Origin of the sequence: Rhizobium sp. AG207R (genome assembly GCF_027109195.1) — a bacterium.
In the GTDB taxonomy this organism is placed as follows: domain Bacteria; phylum Pseudomonadota; class Alphaproteobacteria; order Rhizobiales; family Rhizobiaceae; genus Rhizobium; species Rhizobium dioscoreae.
Genome location: NZ_JAEPVT010000004.1, coordinates 1 through 16,435 on the forward strand (window position 1 = coordinate 1; position 16,435 = coordinate 16,435).

The 16,435-nt window shown below is 61.4% G+C and carries 14 protein-coding genes; 7 read left to right on the plus strand and 7 right to left on the minus strand.

The features are described 5' to 3' along the window. From JJQ51_RS10075 to cydD, 3 genes are all read right to left on the minus strand, one after another. Positions 1–466: cytochrome ubiquinol oxidase subunit I (locus JJQ51_RS10075; RefSeq protein ID WP_269244689.1), on the minus strand; the 466-nt coding region annotated here is incomplete at its 3' end. A gap of 79 nt (positions 467–545) precedes the next feature. Further along, the gene (gene cydC, locus JJQ51_RS10080) at positions 546–2,237 is read right to left on the minus strand and encodes a thiol reductant ABC exporter subunit CydC (RefSeq protein ID WP_145634115.1); all 1,692 of its coding nucleotides are present in this window, start codon (positions 2,235–2,237) and stop codon (positions 546–548) included. Continuing rightward, the gene (gene cydD, locus JJQ51_RS10085; RefSeq protein ID WP_371864858.1) at positions 2,234–3,883 is read right to left on the minus strand and encodes a thiol reductant ABC exporter subunit CydD; all 1,650 of its coding nucleotides are present in this window, start codon (positions 3,881–3,883) and stop codon (positions 2,234–2,236) included. The genes cydC and cydD overlap by 4 nt, the downstream gene beginning before the upstream one ends. Before the next feature lie 825 nt (positions 3,884–4,708). Between cydD and JJQ51_RS10090 the strand changes: the two genes are divergently transcribed. The 5 genes from JJQ51_RS10090 (at position 4,709) to JJQ51_RS10110 (ending at position 10,722) form a co-directional block, all read left to right on the plus strand. After that, the gene (locus JJQ51_RS10090) at positions 4,709–5,149 is read left to right on the plus strand and encodes a universal stress protein (protein WP_113353735.1); all 441 of its coding nucleotides are present in this window, start codon (positions 4,709–4,711) and stop codon (positions 5,147–5,149) included. 118 nt (positions 5,150–5,267) lie between these two features. Beyond that, positions 5,268–6,524 (plus strand): arsenic transporter, encoded by a 1,257-nt coding sequence (locus JJQ51_RS10095; protein ID WP_113353730.1) that lies wholly within the window; start codon positions 5,268–5,270, stop codon positions 6,522–6,524. A gap of 56 nt (positions 6,525–6,580) precedes the next feature. Then, complete coding sequence (locus JJQ51_RS10100; protein WP_113332378.1) at positions 6,581–7,180, plus strand: TetR/AcrR family transcriptional regulator; 600 nt, start codon at positions 6,581–6,583, stop codon at positions 7,178–7,180. Positions 7,181–7,221: 41 nt separating this feature from the next. Continuing rightward, the gene (locus JJQ51_RS10105; RefSeq protein WP_113353729.1) at positions 7,222–8,202 is read left to right on the plus strand and encodes a zinc-binding dehydrogenase; all 981 of its coding nucleotides are present in this window, start codon (positions 7,222–7,224) and stop codon (positions 8,200–8,202) included. 177 nt (positions 8,203–8,379) lie between these two features. Beyond that, positions 8,380–10,722 carry a heavy metal translocating P-type ATPase gene (locus tag JJQ51_RS10110; RefSeq protein WP_269244690.1) on the plus strand — a complete coding sequence of 781 codons (2,343 nt, stop codon included), beginning with the start codon at positions 8,380–8,382 and terminating at the stop codon, positions 10,720–10,722. Between the two features lie 60 nt (positions 10,723–10,782). Here JJQ51_RS10110 and JJQ51_RS10115 read toward each other — a convergent pair whose 3' ends face one another. Beyond that, positions 10,783–11,577: an AraC family transcriptional regulator gene (locus tag JJQ51_RS10115; RefSeq protein ID WP_113353727.1), complete on the minus strand. Its 795-nt coding sequence runs from the start codon at positions 11,575–11,577 to the stop codon at positions 10,783–10,785. 118 nt (positions 11,578–11,695) lie between these two features. Between JJQ51_RS10115 and JJQ51_RS10120 the strand changes: the two genes are divergently transcribed. Together JJQ51_RS10120 and JJQ51_RS10125 are read left to right on the plus strand one after the other, a co-directional pair. Then, a complete protein-coding gene (locus tag JJQ51_RS10120) occupies positions 11,696–12,886 on the plus strand; it encodes an FAD-dependent oxidoreductase (protein ID WP_113353726.1) in 1,191 nt (396 codons plus the stop codon). Positions 12,887–12,893: 7 nt separating this feature from the next. Further along, complete coding sequence (locus tag JJQ51_RS10125; protein ID WP_269244691.1) at positions 12,894–13,319, plus strand: hypothetical protein; 426 nt, start codon at positions 12,894–12,896, stop codon at positions 13,317–13,319. Between the two features lie 101 nt (positions 13,320–13,420). Here JJQ51_RS10125 and JJQ51_RS10130 read toward each other — a convergent pair whose 3' ends face one another. From JJQ51_RS10130 to JJQ51_RS10140, 3 genes are all read right to left on the minus strand, one after another. Next, on the minus strand, positions 13,421–14,461 hold the full coding sequence (locus JJQ51_RS10130; RefSeq protein ID WP_113353724.1) for an LLM class flavin-dependent oxidoreductase: 1,041 nt from the start codon (positions 14,459–14,461) through the stop codon (positions 13,421–13,423). Positions 14,462–14,470: 9 nt separating this feature from the next. Next, positions 14,471–15,367 (minus strand): ABC transporter substrate-binding protein, encoded by an 897-nt coding sequence (locus JJQ51_RS10135; RefSeq protein WP_113353723.1) that lies wholly within the window; start codon positions 15,365–15,367, stop codon positions 14,471–14,473. A gap of 119 nt (positions 15,368–15,486) precedes the next feature. Next, complete coding sequence (locus JJQ51_RS10140) at positions 15,487–16,431, minus strand: ABC transporter substrate-binding protein (RefSeq protein ID WP_113353722.1); 945 nt, start codon at positions 16,429–16,431, stop codon at positions 15,487–15,489. Positions 16,432–16,435: the final 4 nt, after the last annotated feature.

A 16,435-nucleotide genomic window follows, 5' to 3' on the forward strand; every position in this document is an offset into this window, starting at 1 on the left:
CCGGGTTCTGCATCCAGCCATTGGCAATCAGGATCCACAGCGCCGAGAAGTTCGATCCCAGCGCCACCGCCCAGGTCGCGACCAGGTGGCCAACCTTCGACAGCTTGTCCCAGCCGAAAAAGAACAGGCCAACGAAAGTCGCCTCCAGGAAGAAGGCCATCAACCCTTCGATCGCCAGCGGCGCACCGAAGATGTCGCCGACATAATAGCTGTAGTAGCTCCAGTTCATGCCGAACTGGAATTCCATCACGATGCCCGTTGCAACGCCGAGCACGAAGTTGATGCCGAAGAGCGTCCCCCAGAACTTCGTCATTTGCCGCCAGATCTGGCGGCCGGTCATAACATAGGTCGTCTCCATGATGGCAAGCAGCACGGAAAGGCCGAGCGTCAACGGCACGAACAGAAAGTGATACAGCGCCGTCATGGCGAACTGCAGGCGCGACAGCGCCACGATATCGAGTTCCATAGTCTTTCTCCCACCCCCTACGGTGTGTCTGACAGGAATGCGGCGTCATTCGACACGCCGCGGGCATGTTGGTTGCCCCTCAGTCCGGCCGCAGCCGATCGAGAAGCATTTCGAATTCCGGCGTGCCGCGCACAGCCATGGCGACGATGCGGCCGTCGTTCAGAGCGACGATCCGATCTGCCAAGGCAGCCTCACGACGAATATGTGTAGCAATGACGAGACTGCGCCCATCGGCCACCGAGGCCAGCCGAGCAAGCACGGCACGGGCCGTTGCGGCATCGAGGCCTTCCGTCGGCTCATCGAGAAGCCAGAGCGGCGTATCGCGCAACAGGAGCCTTGCGAGCGCCAGCCGGCGAAGCTGGCCGCCGGAGAGGCCGCTGCCGCCTTCGCCGAGGTGCGTGGAAAGGCCATGAGGGAGTGCATCGATGTCGTCGACCAAGCCGGCGGTTGCGAGAGCATCGCGCAGCCGTTCGTCGTTCGCATGAGGCGCTGCCAGCTTCAGGTTGCCTCGCACCGTGTCTCGAAACACGTCGCTGCGCTGCGTTAGCGTCGCAGCAGCTTGACAAGCCACCGCGCCGCTCGTCGCAGCGATCTCGCCTGCCAGCAGGGCCAGCAATGTCGACTTGCCGACGCCGCTTTCACCCACGACCGCCAGCCGCTCGCCGACCGGCAGCGACAGAGACAGATCGTTCAGGACCGGGCTAAGAGCTCCCCCGTGTCCGGCGGCGGCGGCGCTGAGCTGAAAGGCGTAGCCGGCAACCGGTTCAACCCGCGGCATGGAAGCGGCGGCCGAGTTCAATCGAGGTGCAATGCGCCTTGCAGCCAGCAGGGTTCGTCCGAGTTCGAGCGCCCCTCGTCTAAGAGCCGCAAAAGGTTCCGTGGCAGCGAAGGCGATGAGCAGCGCGAAGGCTGCGGCAGGCGCACCAATCGCGCCCTGCTTGGCAAAGAGGGCAACCACAAGCAGTGTCATCGTCAACAGGAATGTCGAGCCAAGTGAAAAGCCGGCTGCGACGCCACTGTCGATCCTATTCAAGGCGCTGTCAGCCTTCGCCAATCGCTGATCCGCTTCGACGATCGCCGCCTGTTGTGCCTGCAGCTGTGCAGCCATCGCCAGATCGGTCTGACCGGCGACAAGATCGACAACCCGAGCACGCAACGCTTCCATCGCGTGGGCGCGGCGACGTCCTGGCTTCAGCGCCAGACGCGCCGCGACAATAGAAAGACCAAGACAGAGCGCGACAAGCCAAAGCCCCGCCATGGCGCCGAACGATGGACCGATGAAACAGAGCGCTATCGTTACCGCAATAGCGGCAAGAATGGCGACAACGGCCGGCACAAGCACGCGCAGATAGAGGGAATCGAGCGCATCGACATCATTCGTCAGGCGGAACAACAGCTTTGCCGGCCGGCGGATCATGACCGCAGCCGCGGAAGGCTCCGCCCAGCCGCGAAACAACCTCTCGCGCAAGGCGGCAAGAACCCTGAGGGTCGCATCATGCGTGACAAGCCGCTCGCCGTATCGGGCAGCCGTCCGGCCGATGGCGAGCAGGCGTATGCCGGCTGACGGCATAAACACGTCGAAAACCGCGGCACTCGCGACCGTCATGCCTGCAAAGGCCGAGGCGGTGATGAACCAGCCGGACAACCCCAGCAACCCACCGCCGGCAAGCATGGCCAGCGCGGACAAGCCTGCGCCGAGAGCGAGGCGCGCGCCACGCTCGACCCAGAACAGCTTGACCAACGGCAGGAGGATCTTGAGGGACGTCCTCATGCCGTTACCCTCCGCGCCCGCTCATCGAGCCGGACGATGCGATCCATTCGCGCGGCAAGCACGGGATCGTGCGTGGCGACGATCAGGATGCGGCTCTTGGCGAGCGCGAGCAGGGTATCCGTGACTGCGGCCGCAGTCCGCGCGTCAAGATGGGCTGTTGGCTCGTCCGCCAGGATGATATCGGCTCGCTCATCAACCATCATCCGCGCAAGCATCAGCCTCAGCGCCTCGCCGCCGGAAAGACCGAGCCCTCCCTCGCCGACCGCAGCTATCCGCTCCGAGGTAAAGACCCGATCGAGAGCCGCACCTTCCAGAGCCGAAGCAACGGCGGGAGCATCGATACCACCGCGCCCCAAGGCAATATTGCGCATGACGCTGCCCGCAAAGATATGAGGCGATTGCCCGATCCACGCCATTCGATGCCGCAATGCATCTGCGGTATCGTCACGCAGCGGGATGCCGCCGATCCTGATGACGCCGCCCTCGTGTCGCGCAAGGCCAGCAATCAGCGACAGAAGTGTGGTCTTGCCCGAGCCGCTGGCACCCCAGAGTGCCACATGCTCCCCGGCCCCGATGGAGAGATCGAAATGATCGATTGCGGCGTCTCGTCCCGGCGTATGGCGGAAGACCAGCGCTTCGATCTCGACGGAGGCTTGGCTTGTCGGCGTGGACGATTGCAATTCGGCGCCGCCGAGAATGGTTTGGCGCGATGGTGCCAGCTCTTTCAATGCCGAAAGTGCTGCCTCGCCATCGGCGCGATCGTGCCAAACGGCTGACAGCTCCCGCAACGGCTCGAAGAACGCAGGCGCGAGCAGCAGAATGAAGAGGCCCTGTGTCAATGTGAGACGACCATCCCAGGTCCCGATTTCAATCGAGCCCAAAAGGCTGAAGCCGACATAAACGGCCGTCGCAGCAACGCCGAGCGCGGCGAAGAATTCGAGCACCGCCGAAGACAGAAATGCGATCCTCAACACAGCCATGGTACGCAGCCGCAATGAGTCCGCATCGGCGCGCAGGCGCCCGGCCGTGAGGTCGACGGCATCGAGCGCGCGAATGGTCGCGAGGCCGCGAAGACGATCGAGCAGGAAGGCATTGATGCCGCCGGTTTCGGCGAGCTGCCTCTCGCTGGCGGCCTTGGCGCGCCAGCCGATCAACGCCATGAAAATCGGAATGAGCGGCGCGCAAAGCGTGAGGATCAGCGCCGCCAGCCAGGAAATCGGCAGGATACAGAGGAGCATGACCAGCGGCACCAGGCTTGCTCTCATGCGGATCGGACGGAAGCGCGCGAGATAAGGAACGACCGCTTCCGCCTGCTCGCCCAGCACACTTGCCGCCAAACCGGAGGCCGGCCTGCCGCTGTCGAGGGGGGAACATGCCGCAAGAGCTGCAGTTGCCGCCGCACGCTGCGCGCTCAGTTCCCGGCGCGCAGCGACAAATGCGAGGCGCCCGCCCACCGCATCCAGGAATGCCCGCAGGACGCCGATACCCGCAACTACGGCGGCCGGAACCGCGACCTCGCCGACACCGCCACCATCGCTGATCGCGCCGACACCTACAGCAAGCATCGCCGCCTGACCGATCCATCCGAGAGAAGACAGGCAGAGCAGCACCGATGCAAGGCGGAGGCCAGGACACTTTGCGGCCATCGGCTCACTCGCCGCCTTGTCGTTAATCGAACTCTGCGACGCAGGGTTCGCAACCTTGCGTCTTTCCAACATTCCATCGGTGGCGGAGGAGGCTGTCACGTGAGCCCGTCCTTTCCAGTCAGTGTCATCGAGGAGGGTTCGCGGACCAATAAAGATCGAATGAACTGCATTGCAGACCATCAATCTTTCGTCGAACCCAGAACGCACTTGCCGCAATCGACGATATCGGAGCCCCAATATGACTGGCTTTCTGCCTCTTGTCAGCGACAAGAATAGCAGCACCCGTCTCGCCGATGGGTTGATCTCATGGCAAGCTGTTCGCGACATGGTTCTAAGATAATTTGTGCACTGCGCAAAAGCGTGCAGGATGTCGCAGGGCTTCGCCACAGCCATGTCAGATTGACGCAGAAGCCCATGATATTTCTAGATTGTTGCGATAGCGGCACTCCATCGTCCGGCGGCTAAACTGTTTGCAATGCAGCAATTTTCCCGATTCTGACGTCTATTTCGGGAAGCGCGAATCCACGGCCGCTCGCTATGCGATCGGAGATGAAAACCGCGACCATTTGACCTCTATTGCGCTAAACTTCACGCCAGGCTGGCGAATCACCTGCTCGAAAGGACTGCGCCGACTGCGAGACGAGCAGTCATCGGCCGAGGGCCCACAGATATGTATGGTTTGCATCATGCCGGCAACGAGACTTGACGGATGCTCTCATTATCGATGTGCTGGGTACGCGTTTGCTTGTCCGGGCAAGTTTAACCGGAAAGATTGCAAGCGAGGCCGAAGAACTGCTTCCGGCCGGGACGTTTTGGGAGAATGCAATGTACGACAAGATCATTTGCGCAATTGGGCTGGGCTCGCGCGAGCGCGCCGAACGCCTGTTGCGGACGTCTCAGGCACTTTTATCTCCAGGCGGCGAATTGACCGTCGCGCATGTTATCGAGCGTTTTCCCTCCGGACGCGAAAGCCCGGACGATTGGGCTGTTTCGGTGATCACGGAGGCTGAGGAAAAGCTCGATGCTCTGTGCAGGCGTCTCGGCATTACCGCCTCCGTCGACGTACGCATGGGCACGGCATCGAAGACGCTGCTGACCGTCGCCAAGGAGAAGAAGGCCGACCTGATCATTCTTGCGACGCATACCTCCGATATTATCGATCGCATCTTCGGTTCGACGGTCGAATATGTCATCCGCCATGCGGAATGTTCCGTCCTTGTCGAGCGAGCTGACAAATCGCATGACGATATAGCAAGGAAGGCATAGCGCTCTCTTAGAGCGGTCCATCATGCCGGATTCTATCGAAACATGGCGTGGTTACGGTTTGCGCGGCTCGGCAGGGATGCTACATAGCCGCTCCGACCTCAAATCCAAGACGAGCTGAATGACCGAATCCGCCATAACCTGGAGCATCGCCGGCCTGACGGCCCTCGGTGTTGTCACACGCCCATTCCGATGGCCGGAAGCGATCTGGGCGGTGCTCGGCGCAGCACTTCTCGTTACGCTGCGGCTCATCGGCCCAAGCGATGTATGGACAGGCATTTCCAAAGGGTTTGATGTCTATCTCTTCCTGATCGGCATGATGCTGTTGTCGGAGCTCGCACGGCGCGAAGGGCTCTTCGATTGGGTGGCGGCGATCGCCACTTCGCATGCCAGGGGCTCTCCCCGCCGGCTGTTCGTGCTCGTCTATGTCGTCGGCGTGGTCGTGACGGTATTCCTGTCGAACGACGCAACCGCCGTTGTGCTTACGCCGGCCGTTTACGCAGCCTGCCGTGCGGCGCGTGTGAAGGACCCCATGCCATATCTGCTGGTCTGCGCCTTCATCGCCAATGCCGCGAGCTTCGTGCTGCCGATCTCCAATCCGGCCAATCTGGTCATCTTCGCCGGCGGGGAGATGCCACCCCTGTCGCGCTGGATGCAGACCTTCCTGCTGCCATCAATCGTCTCGATCATCGTCACCTTCGCCTGCCTCTATTGGACGCAGCGGCATGCATTGGCGGAAGACACGATCGCCCGCGATGTCGGACAACCCGCCCTTTCCCACAGCGCCAAGCTGGCAGGATGGGGTCTCGTGGTCACCGCCCTCATTCTGATCGCGGCGTCGGCGATGAATTTCGATCTCGGCATCCCGACATTTGTCGCGGGCCTGCTTACGACCGTCATCGTTCTCGCCCTCACCCGGCAAAATCCGCTGGAAACGGTTCGTGGCATAAGCTGGAGCGTGATACCTCTGGTTGCGGGCCTTTTCGTGATCGTCGAGGCAGTTAATCACACGGGCCTCACCGCTCTTCTCTCTGAAAAGCTGGCACTTCTGGCGGCTCAGTCGCAGACACAGGCGGTCGGGGCTGCCGGGCTTTCCGTTGCCATCGTCTCCAACCTCGTCAACAATCTGCCGGCCGGTCTTTTCGCCGGTAGCGCCGTGCAGGCCGCCCATGTTCCTGATTCCATTGCCGGCGCGGTGCTGATCGGCGTCGATCTTGGACCCAACCTCTCCGTCACCGGGTCGCTCGCCACCATCCTCTGGCTTGCCGCTCTTCGCCGCGAAGGGCTCCACATGGGAGCACTGGCTTTCCTGAGGATCGGCGCTCTCGTGATGTTTCCGGCTTTGATCCTCTCGCTTGCGGCCCTCGCACTGATCTGACCGCGAACAACATCGGGTTTATAGACGACCGGTCGATTATTTGTTACGGACCGCTCATGATGACGAAGAAGAAATCAGAGCTGACTCGGAGCCATATTCTCGCAATCGGGCGGGAACTGGTGCTGCGCAAGGGTTTCGGAGGCGTAGGCCTGAAGGAGCTGCTCGAACAGAGCGCCGTGCCGAAAGGCTCATTCTATTATTATTTCGCATCCAAGGAGGCCTTCGGCTGCGCCCTGCTAAAGCAATATTGCTCCGATTATGCCGAGCGGCTCGACGCGCTCTTCGGCTGGAAGGGCAATGGCCGCCAACGCCTGATGCACTATTGGGATGCCTGGCTTTCCGATGGCAATACCAGCCTCGCCGATCGGTGCCTGGTGGTAAAGCTTGCTGCCGAGATCTCCGATCTCTCAGACAACATGCGCGTGATCCTGCTCGGCGGTGTCGAGGATCTCATTCGCCGCCTCACCAAAACAATCACCGAGGGGCGCGAGGACGGTTCGATTTCACCATCCTGCATCCCGGAAAAGACGGCTCGTTCGCTCTATAGCCTTTGGCTCGGGGCAGCGATCCTCGCCAAGCTCGGAAAAGACAGGACACCGCTCGACCAGGCCATGCTTGCCACCGAACAAGCCCTTTCGGCCCCCGGCAGCCTTTGATCCAAAGCAGGACCAGCATGTCAACACGCAAGGAAAATACAATGCGCAGTGCCATCCACGATGTCTTCGGCGATCCGGCTGCGGTCCTTTATCTGGCCGACATGCCCATGCCGGAGCCCGCCGCAGGAGACGTGCGCATTCGCACCATTCTCTCCCCCATCCACAATCACGACCTCTGGACCGTGCGCGGCGCCTATGGCTACAAGCCGGTTTTGCCTGCCATCGGCGGCAGCGAAGCGGTTGGCTTCGTCGATGCCGTGGGAGCAGGTGTCGACAAGACACTGATCGGCAAACGGGTCGTTGCAGCCGGCGTCCATGGCACCTGGGCAGAGCAATTCACGGCACCTGCGGCAAGCCTCGTTCCGGTACCGGACGTGATCTCCGACGAAGCCGCAGCACAACTGATCGCCATGCCGTTCAGCGCCATTTCGCTTCTGGAATCCCTCAATGTCGAGCGCGGCGACTGGATCATCCAGAATGCAGCGAATGGTGCTGTCGGCAAGACCCTGGCCATGCTGGCACACAGCCGCGGCATACACATGATCAATCTCGTTCGGCGCGACGGCGGTATCGATGAACTATCTGCATTCGGCATCGGCAATGCCGTCTCGACCGCCGCGCCAGATTGGAAGGCGAAGGTGCGCGCCATGGTCGGCGATGCACCGATCCGCGCGGCAGTCGATTCCGTCGGTGGTGTTGCGAGCAATGACCTGGCAGACCTGCTGGGCGAAAACGGCCTGTTGGTTTCCTTCGGCACCGCTGCCGGCAAGCCGATGCAGATCGCTTCTAGGGCCGTCATCTTCAAGCAGCTCACGATCAAGGGCTTCTGGGGCATCAAGGTCAGCGCCGCCATGCCGGCGGAAGAGCGGCGGCGGCTGATCAGCGAATTGATCACACGCGTCGCCTCAGGCGAGGTCAAGCTGCCGGTGGAAGCAGCCTATGACATCGCGGAGATCGCGGAAGCTGTGAAATCCTCGCTGGCGCCCGGCAAGACCGGCAAGGTCCTGCTGAAACTACTATAGGTCTCCCTGCGCCATGCCGTAAGCAGCCGCCGCAGGGAGCTGGGCGGCTTCACGGTATATGACTAGACCGATTGCAGCGCCTGCGAATGATTGCGCAAAAATTCGCAGAATTGCTCTTGTCCCTCTAGTTGCTAGAGGATGTACCGATGGTTCCAGCAGAAAATCTGGAACCGAAACATGACGTCGACAACACAACACAGCCGCTATCGCGTAGAGGGCATGGATTGCGCTTCATGCGCTGCGAAAATCGACACGGCCGTTCGCCGGTTGCAGGGTGTCGAGGATGTTTCCGTCTCGGTCACCGCAGGTATCATGACGGTCAAGCATCAGAACGATCCGGACTTGCTGCCCAACATCGCAAAGCGGGTCACGGGACTGGGCTACAAAGTTTTCCCGCTGCCGCAAAGCAATGTCGCCGCACCAAAGGCCGAAGAGAGCGACCATGCCTGCGGCTGCGGGCACGATCATCATACGCACACGTCCGATCGCCACGACCATGCGGGGCATGATCATGACCACGATCACGGCAAACATGATCATGGCGCCGCCGGGCATCGACTTGATCACGCCGATCACAGCCGCGCTTCGGATGAGCACGATGCCTCGGTCGCCGGTCTTCACGGTCACGATCATGGATCGACCACGGGGCCATGGTGGAAATCCGCCAAGGGTCGCCTGACGATCGCAAGCGGCGTGGCACTCGCCGCCGCCTGGGGTGCCGGCAAGCTGATACCGGCCTGGGATATGTGGATCTTCACTGCCGCCATGCTTGTCGGCTTAGTACCGATCGCTCGGCGCGCCTTCATGGCCGCAAGGATGGGAACACCGTTCTCGATCGAGATGCTGATGACGATCGCGGCCATCGGCGCCGTCATCATCGGTGCCAGCGAAGAAGCCGCTGCCGTCGTCTTCCTCTTCCTGATCGGTGAATTGCTGGAAGGTGTCGCTGCCGGCAAGGCGCGCGCCAGCATTCAGTCTCTGACCGATCTGGTGCCTAAGACCGCTCTCCTTGAAGAGAATGGCAAAGCCCGCGAAGTGCAAGCCGAAAGCCTTGCCGTCGGTGCCATCATCCTGGTTCGCCCGGGCGACCGTATTCCGGCCGACGGCGTAATTCTTTCCGGCGAAAGCGCTATCGATGAGGCGCCGGTCACAGGCGAAAGCACGCCTGTGCGCAAGGGCGTGGATGCAACCGTCTTTGCGGGCACGGTCAACGGCGATGCAGCGCTGCGTGTTCGGGTAACGGCGGCAGCATCGGACAATACCATCGCCCGCGTCGTCAAACTTGTTGAGGAAGCGCAGGAGTCGAAGGCTCCGACGGAGCGTTTCATCGATCGCTTCTCTCGCTACTACACGCCTGGGGTCGTCGTTGTCGGCGCGCTCGTCGCAATTCTTCCGCCGTTACTTCTGGGCGGCAGCTGGAGCGAGTGGGTCTATAAGGGCCTTGCGATCCTGCTGATCGGCTGCCCCTGCGCCCTCGTCATTTCAACGCCGGCGGCAATTGCCGCTTCGCTCTCCTCCGGTGCCCGCCGCGGCCTGCTTCTGAAGGGCGGTGCCGTGCTTGAGAACATCGGCAAGGTCACCGCTATTGCCTTCGACAAGACCGGCACGCTGACTGAAGGCAAACCCAAGGTCACCGATATCGTCGGCCTCGGCATGAGCGATACGGACGTGCTGCGGCTGGCAGCCGCGCTCGAAACCGGCTCCAGCCACCCGCTCGCCCGCGCCATCCTCGACCGCGCGGCTGAAGCCGGAACGGATATCCCTCAGGTCATCGACGCCAGGGCGATCGGCGGCAAGGGTGTCAGCGGCACGGTCGATGGTTTGGACGTGTTCCTCGGATCGCCGCAGGCGGCCGCTGACCGCGCTTCATTGACCTCGGAGCACTCTGCCCGGATCGCCGCACTCAACGATGAAGGAAAGACGGTTTCCATCATCGTTGCCAAGGGTGCGGCAGCCGGCCTGCTCGCCATGCGCGACGAACCGCGCGCCGATACGGCAGCAGGCCTCAAGGCTCTCGCCGATGCGGGCATCAAGACGATCATGCTGACGGGCGACAATCAGCGCACGGCTGAGGCGATCGGCAAGACGCTCGGCATAGAGGTTCGCGCGCAATTGCTGCCCGAAGACAAGCAGCGGATCGTCGGCGATCTGAAGCGGCAAGGCTTTCACGTCGCTAAAGTTGGCGACGGCATCAACGACGCGCCTGCACTCGCAGCAGCCGATGTCGGGATTGCCATGGGTGGCGGCACCGACGTTGCGCTGGAGACGGCGGATGCCGCCGTGCTGCATGGCCGCGTCGGAGATGTCATCGAGATGATCGATCTTTCCAAGCGGACGATGAGCAATATCGGCCAGAACATCACCATCGCGCTCGGCCTGAAGGGCGTGTTCCTGGTCACCACGATCGTCGGCATCACCGGACTTTGGCCGGCGATCCTCGCCGATACCGGCGCAACCGTACTGGTGACCATGAATGCGCTGCGCCTGCTCGCCCTCCGGCCTCGCCGGATAGCCGCGTAGGCCATCTATGGGCGCCGATCGACAGGTCGGCGCCTTTTCCTGTTGTCGTTCAAGCGCGAATCAAGTTTTCCGGACGGAGAGGTAACGACGCGGCGATAGGCCGAATGCCCTTCTGAACATGGCGATGAAACTGCTGGCGCTCGCATATCCCAGGCTGTCCGCCACCTCGGCGATCGGCTTGCCCGCACTCAGATATTCAAGCGCAAGCAGCAAGCGCGCCTGCTGCCGCCAATTGGCAAACGACATGCCAGTTTCGGCATTGAACAGCCGCCTGGCCGATCGCTCGGATACTCCCACCCGCAGCGCCAGCGCATGAAGGGTCTCCTCGCTGGCCGGTTCCCGCAGTACGGCTTCCGCGATGCGCAAAGCGCGCCGGTCCGCCGGCATAGGCAAATGCAGGCTTTCGCGCGGTGCGGCCCGAACCTCGTCCAGCAAAACGGCTGCCAGACGACGCTGCTGCGGCGAGAGCTTTTCCTCCCAGTGCCATGTCGCCGCGCGACGCACCAATGCCCGCAAAACCTCACTCACGCTCAGGACGCAGGGTGTCGATGGCAATCCGGCGCTGGCGTCCGGTGTCAGCAGGATACCCCAGCCGCTCAGCACGCCGTTGATCCCCGCTTTGTGCATGACACCTGGCGGAATCCAGCCCGCACGCTGCGGCGGCAATAGCCAGGAACCACCAGGTGTATCGACACGGACAAGCCCGCTTTCGATGCAGAAAAGCTGCCCGCGGCCATGCGCGTGCCAATCATATTCCTGAGTGCCTAAGCGGAACGCGCTGCCCGGTTCATCCGATCCCCAGAAGGCGATGAGCGGTGGCCCGTCGAGACGCTCGCCAATATCTTCGATGCCCATGTTCCGTTTGGCCGCTTTGCAACATTTAAAGACCGAATGTCGTTACCACGTCCCGGTCGTGGCACGCTATTCTTCCCTGACAAAATCGAAGTCGAATAGTGAACGGAATAGAAGGCCTATGCAGGACTTTCATGTCGTCATCATCGGCGCAGGCCTTGGAGGCCTGTGCCTTGCCCAGGGATTGAAGCGCGCCGGCATCCGTTTTGATGTCTACGAGCGCGATCCGGCAGCTGATAGCCGCTTGCAGGGCTATCGCATCCGAATCGATCAGAATGGACAACAGGCGCTGGAAGCCTGCCTTCTAAAGACTCAATTCGACCTCTTTCGAGCGACCGCCTCGACGAGCCCTCGATCCGCGTGCTTCCTGACGCCTCAGCTTCTGCCCGTTACCGGCCGCACGCCGACGAGCTGGGATACCGGCGAAAATGATGATGACGGCGATCTGAGTGTCAATCGCCTCACCCTTCGCGAAATCCTGTTGTCGGGGATTGAGGATCACGTTCATTTCGGCCATGCCCTTACGCGGTATCGCCGCATGGATGATGGGCGTGTCGAAGTGCATTTCGAAGGTGCCGCCTCGGTTTCCTGCGGCCTACTCGTCGGTTCAGATGGTGTGAACTCGCAGGTGCGACGCCAGTTGGCACCCTATGCCGAGCCGGTGGACACGGGCTCCATTTGTGTCTACGGCAAGAGCGAAATACCGCTGAGCGATGCCGCCGATCTGCTTGGAGACGGAACGACCGTGATCTTTGCCGATGGGTGCACGGCAATCTTCGATCTCATGCGGTTCGGCGATCACTTCCCGAAGCTTGCCGCCAGTCTCGCGCCCGATTGCAAGCTTACGCCGGTCGCCGATTACCTCTACTGGGCACTGATCGGCCCCCGCCAAAGGCTGGGACTGGAAACGTACGACCATACCCAGGATCTGCCTGTCTTGCTCAGAACCGCCATGCGCGGCTGGCATCCTGAATTGAAGCGGATCATCAGCCGGAGCAAGGCCGAAGCGGTAGCAGCGCTTCCCGTCAGAAGCGGACGCCCCGACGCCCTTTGGCCGTTCGGTGCCATCACGCTTCTGGGCGATGCAATCCACGCGATGAGCCCTGCCGGTGGCCTCGGCGCCAATACGGCTCTCGAAGATGCCCGCATGCTGGCGCAGATCCTGGCCGAAGCCGGAAAGGAGATTAAGACCACCTGCACAGCCCTGCTGGACTACGAGACCGATATGCGCGAGCGAGCGGCTTACGCCATCGCCTCGTCGCAACACGGCGCCGAGATGCTGTTTGCCGCCGTGACCGATAAGATCGCCTGAGACCGATATGACAATCGATACAACCAACTTCACCTTTCACGACGTTTCCCTTTGGCCGATCGTGCGCCAATCCGCTGTGGCTATCCAGCCAGGTTATTCGAAACAATGGGAGCGGGAGATGGACGCCCTGCTCGCTCTCTCGATGCCTTTCGTCGTGATCATGGAAGGCGACGAACACACCGAAGTGCACGAGGATCGCAAGGCCCGCGGCATTTGGCTGAAGAAGAACAAGACGGCGCTTGCTGCCGTTTGCAAGGCAGTCATTGGCATTGAGGCAAGCGCAATCAAGCGCGCCGCCATGCAGCTGCAGACGAACCTTGCAACGAAGGCATTCGGCATAAGAATGGAAATCGTTGCGTCTCAGAAGGAAGCCCTGCTTCTTGCTGAGCGAATTCTCGAAGGAACGGACGCCGCGACCTCTCTCGCCTGCTGACAGAGGCTGTAGCCCAAGCTCTTCAGGACAGAAGCGAACCGGATCGGACGGGCGTAGAACCCGTCGATCCGGGCATTACGGATGTGGGGTGGCCGTAGCCCTCAGGATGCGGATCGACGCAGAAGCGCGGTCTCCTTCCAGCCAAGCTCCGGAGCGACCAGCGTCACGAAGTCATGGATGATCTGCCGATATTCCTCATCATGAAATTCGTAGGGCAGCTCCAGCCGGAACTCGCTCACATGGGGCAGGATCGGGTCCTTGCGCAGGCGCTCCAGTATCTCATCCGATGAGCCGACGACATCGCGGGCGAAAAGCGTGCGTCGTTCGCCCTGAGGCGTAAGCGTGCGCTCATAGCGGCCAGCCGCATAGTCGGTGTAGCGTTTGCGGGTAATCGCATCTGCGCTGTCGAAAGGCACAATGACCCGGCCGAGCGCCACCCGCCTCGAATCACCTCCAGACGCGCGATAGGTTTCCAGCTGGCGCGATTGCGCTACGAAGAAATCGTCTGTCTGCTCCCCCGTGGTGACATTGCCGATCAGCAGATTGAAGCCGTTGCGGCCAGCCCATTCGGCAGACCGCAATGAGCCGCCGCCATACCAGATGCGATCGATCAGACCCTTCGCATAGGGCTGAAGCCGCGGACGCTGCGGGCCGAACGGCGTCTTGATGACCGTATCCTGATTGCCGAGATAGGCGCCCCTCAGATTGTCGGCAAAGCGCAGCACCCTCTGATGGGAGAAATCGTGGCTCTCCCAATCGCCATCGAAAGCAAGCGGCCCGATCAGATCCGCATGCAGCGGCCGACCAGCGCTCAAGCCGATATTCAATCGTCCGCGCGACAGCACATCCACAGTCGCCAGATCCTCGGCAAGCCGATACGGACTTTCGTAGCCGATGGGAATGACGGCGGTGCCAAGCTCGATGTGGCGCGTGCGCTGCGTTGCAGCCGCCAGAAAGGCACTCGCTGAGGAGATACCGGGCTCCAAATGCCGCTGGCGAACCCAGGCGCTGTTGAAACCCTTCTGCTCTCCGTATTCAAGCAATTGCAGGGTCTGTTCCAGGCCGGCGAGCGGATCCTCATCCGGATAGTTTCCCGGCGTCAGAAAGCCGATATGGCTGATCGATGGGGCTTGGCGGCTCATGCTGTCTCCTCAAAATTTCGGCAGGCCCGGCGGATTGGTTTCCGACTTCGGCAAGGCTTCTTCGGCAAGGTGCCAATGGTCGAGGATTTTGGCGTAGGTGCCATCCTTGATCAGTCCATTCGTTGCGATGGTGAGTGGCGCCGCGAGACCGCTGCCCTTGCGCGTGGTGATCGCGACATCCGAGCGATCCGGCCAGCCGGCGCTCAGTGTGCCCACGCGCTTGATGTTCTTGTCGCGAGCGGCGATGTAGACCAGCTGGGCGTGCGGCTGCACGATGACATCGGCGCGCCCCGAGCGGAGGGCCAGAAGGCTCGCCGCCTCGTCGTCGTAATATTGCAGCTCGATCGGCTTCAGACCGGCTTTGACATCCTCATCGCTCCATTTCAGCAGGATGCGCTCCTGGTTCGTGCCGGCCCCGACGATGATGCGCAGCCCGGCAGCATCCTTCGGCTCCTTGATACCACTGATCTTGCTGTCGCTCTTGACGAAGAAACCGTGCAGGCCCTGTCGATAGGTGGAGAAATCGAACTTCTCCTTGCGCTGCTCGGTGACACCGACGTTGGAGATGACGGCATCATATTTGCCTGAGGTCAGCCCAAGCGGCCAGTCAATCCAGGCGACCGGGACAAGCTCGAGCTTCAGTCCGAGCGCATCGGCGACGGCATAGGCATAATCGGGATCGGCACCGACGACAGTCTTGGCATCCGTCGCGTAGGTCGCCAGCGGCGGGCCGCCTGGCGCGACCGCCACGGTGAATGTGCCTGGTGTGACGAACTTGAAATCCTTTGGGATAGCGGCAATCGCCGCTTCGTTTTTCGCCGCGTGAAGACGTCCCGGCTGTTCCGGGCTCAGATCGAAATCTTCGGCTGCCATTGCCGGAGTAAGACCGGTCAAGGTAAGCGCCATGGCGGCTGCTATCACAGTTTTGAACGTAATGCGGATAGTCACGGAACCTGTCTCTCCATTTGAGATGGATGGGAGCGGACCGGCGTGAGCCCCACTGACGCCGGTCCGCCCGACCAACATTACGAGCCGCTCTTCGGCAGGCCCGCAGGGTTGGTCTTGGATTGATCGACCGCTTCGGCAGTGAGGCTCCAGCGCTTCAGCACTTCGCCATACTTGCCGTTCTTGATCAGATCGTTGAGCGCGAGCGTGACGGCATCGGCAAGGCCAGCGCCTTTTTTCGTCGTCACGGCGATTTCGGCCGTCAGCGGCCAACCGCCGGAGACGGTGCCGACAAGCTTCCTTGTGCCGTTGATGGCGGCCTTATAGGCCTGTGTCGCATTCGGATTGAACTCGACATCGGCACGGCCGGACTGCAAAGCAAGATCGGCGGCGGCGCGATCATCGTAATACTGTACCTCGATAGGTTTCAGGCCGGCTGCCACATTCTGCCGGTCCCATTCCAGAATGATCTTCTCCTGGTTGGTACCGGCGCCGGTAATGACCTTCAGGCCAGCGACATCCTTGGGCTCCTTGATCGAGGTGATCTTGCTGTCGGCCTTCACATAGAAGCCGAGCACGTCCCTGCGATAAGTCGAGAAATCGAACTTCAGCTTGCGCTCTTCCGTGACCGTCACGTTGGAAATGACGGCATCATATTTCCCGGAGGAGACGCCGAGCGGCCAATCCTCCCAGGCGACCGGCACCAGCTCGAGCTGCAGGCCGAGGGAGTCTGCAAGCAGTTGCGCGATATCCGGATCAGCGCCTACGACGGTCTTGGCGTCAGTCGCATAGGTGGCGATCGGCGGATCCCATGGGTTGATCGCGACCGTGAACTTGCCGGGATTGACGAACTTGAAGCCCGGCGCAATCGCCTTGATTGCTGCCTCGTCCTTCTGGGCGCGAACGCGATTGGAGGTATCCGGGCTCAGGTTGAACTTTTCGGCCGCAATCGTCGGCGTCCCACTCATCGCTGCCACCGTCAGCACGCCGGCAACGATATATTTTGCTCTCTCAATGAATGCCATTTCC